Here is a 2,612-nt window from a genome sequence, read left to right on the forward strand (position 1 = left end):
GGCCTCGCCGGCCAGGCCCTCGGCGCTGCGTTTGAGTTGCTTGTCGGTGACAGGCATGGTGATCCCCTCATTGGCGATCGTCCGCGTCGGGCGCATCGAGCTCCCCGTCGTCTTCCGATCGCTGCAGGCGGGGCGAAGGAGGGGCCGGATGGATCGACTGGAAGAGCACCAGGAAACCCAGGACGCAAGCGTCGCAGGCGCTGGCCAGCGTGCGCAACTCGCCGCCAAGATCGTAGGCACGGCGGGGATCGACGTCGACGTGCAGGGTCACCAACACATGGGCGTCGAGGCAGTCGTCCTCGTAGAACCGGATGCCGGCCGGCCCCTGGCAGATTGGCACTTGCTGCATCCAGAGCACGCCCAGCGCCAGGCGCAGCCGAACATAAGCCTCACGACTGCTGACCTCGTTGCGATTGAAGGCGTGCCGCAGCTGGACGGCGATCGACGCCCAGTCCGGCGTGGCGGCGCTGGGCGCCGGCCGCTCGCTGATCAGATGGATGAGCCGGGAGGCCGGCGACTTCAACAGGTCGACCAGTGGCTCCACCCATGCGTCCCAGGCTTCGCTCGCCCGCATGTCGTCGCCCGCTGGCGTCCGCGTTGGTACCCGGTCCGTCCATGCATTGATCACTGCATTCATCGTCTCGATCCTTTCCAAACTGCAAACCCATCCCGAAGGCCTGCAGTCTGGATCGGCGCGAGGCGGAAGGCACTCCCTCGGAAGAGCGCATCGTCGGGGGATGCCGGTTCGAGTAGGTCGGTCCCCCGACGCATATCGATAGTGGCGATGGACGCCGCGGGGTCAGGGCTTGCCTGACCCGCACGCTCAGTTGAGCTCGCCCGCCGGCACCACCGGCAGCACGACGCTCGACGGCCGCAGCGGGCCTGCGTGAAGGGTCGTGAGGTTGCCCTCGGCCTGGCGCTGCAGCGGCGCCGGCCAGATGCCCTGCGCCTGGTTGCTCGCGCTGATCGCGATGCGCAATCGGTGCCCCGCGCGGACCAACGCCGCCACCGGGAACACCTCCACCGGCACCAGCATCGGCTCGCCGGCCACCACCGGCAGCATCGCGGCTGTGGTGAACGGGTGCCACGGCTGGATCATCGTGCCGTTGACGAAGCGGGAGCGGCTCGTGTCCACCGCCCGGTGCGCGGCCGACATCAGCCCGTGCGTCAGCGGCTTGACCGTGCCGGTGGCCGGGTCGACATCGTCGATGCGCACCGACAGCGCCGCCTGCGTGCGCGTCGTCGAGATCCAGAGGTCCGCCTGGATCGGCCCGTTCAGGTAGAGGTCCTGCGCCATCGGCGCGGTCTCGAAGACCGCCGCGCCCTGCAGCGACTCGACGCGCGCGCTGTCCGAGTAGCACGGCCGCGGCAGCAGCCCCGCCAGTCCCAGGGTCCACTGCACCTGGCTCGCCGAGCAGTCGCTGTGGTCGCGCACCTGGACGCTCGCGGTGAACAGCGTCCCCAGCGCGGTGCCGCGGGTGGCGGTCGGCGCCGGCGGCTCGGCCACCGTCCGCCCCGACGCCTGCGCCGGGATGCGCGCGGCCAGGCTGCCGTCGGGCTGCAGGTACCAGCGCTGCGGCGCCATCCGCGGATGCGGCCAGTCGCTCGCCGTCGCAAAGCGCGGCGCGCCTTCGCCGTAGCCATCGACGAACTGCGTCACCGTCGGCAGCGCCTCGGCGCCGGTCGCGCGACCCTGCAGGTACTGGTCGAACCATTGCAGCAGCAGCGAGGTCGTGCTCGGCGGCCCGTACGACGGCGCGCCGCCATAGCCGCCGATGCCCGCCTGCACGGACTGCAGGTGCGCCCCCGGCAGGATCGCCAGCTTGGCCGGCACGTTGCGCTTGAGCTGCTCGTACAGCAGCGGCTGGTCGCGCTGGAAGATGTCCAGCGACGCGCCGACGATGAAGGTCGGCACCCGGATCTTCCCGGCGCTCTCCACCGGCGACCGGCCGGCCCAGAAGCCGCCGTCGTCGGTGGCGATGCCGCTCGCGCCGCCGACGAAACCGTCGAAGGTCGGCGCGTACCAGCCGTCGATCGCGGCGACATGGTCCGCCGTCGCGGCGTTGATCTGGCTCGCGTACCAGGGATGGAGCAGCAGCTCCGGCGCGTTGGCCACGCTCAGCGACTGGGTCAGCGGCAGCCAGGTGCTCAGGAACTGCGCATTGAACATTCCGCCGGTGGCCGCGACGCCGCGGTAGGCGTCCCCCATCGGCACCTGCGCGAAGGCGGCCTTCACCGCCGGGTGCTGCTGGCCGGCGGTCAGCAGCGCGCTGATGCCGAGGTAGGAAGTGCCCGCCACGCCGATGCTGCCGTTGAAGAACGGTTGCCGCGTCACCCACTCGACCGCCTCGCGGTAGGCCTGCTGTTCCTCCTCGCCGATCAGCTGCGTGACGCCGCCGCTCATGCCGGTGCCGTGGGCGTCGATCGCGACGGTGACATAACCGCGGCGCACCATGAACTGGTCCAGGCCGCCGATCAGCAGCGTGTTGCCGCCGGCCGGGGTGAAGACGCCCAGGAACTGGCCGACGTCGATGCGGTAGGCCGTCTGCGTCAGCACCACCGGGTAGCGGCCCGACCGGGGAATGCCGAGGAAGTCCGCCGGCATCGACACC

Annotated in this window: 2 protein-coding genes; both read right to left on the reverse strand. The window is 70.9% G+C overall.

Annotated features, from left to right (window positions below; all coding sequences use genetic code 11):
- Window positions 1-67: 67 nt before the first annotated feature.
- A complete protein-coding gene (locus FUT87_RS24405) occupies window positions 68-637 on the reverse strand; it encodes a hypothetical protein (RefSeq protein ID WP_147239935.1) in 570 nt (189 codons plus the stop codon).
- A 186-nt stretch (window positions 638-823) separates the two neighbouring features.
- The coding region (locus FUT87_RS24410) for a CocE/NonD family hydrolase (RefSeq protein WP_147242669.1) at window positions 824-2,612 on the reverse strand (1,789 nt) is incomplete at its 5' end.

Source organism: Mitsuaria sp. TWR114 (assembly GCF_007997345.1).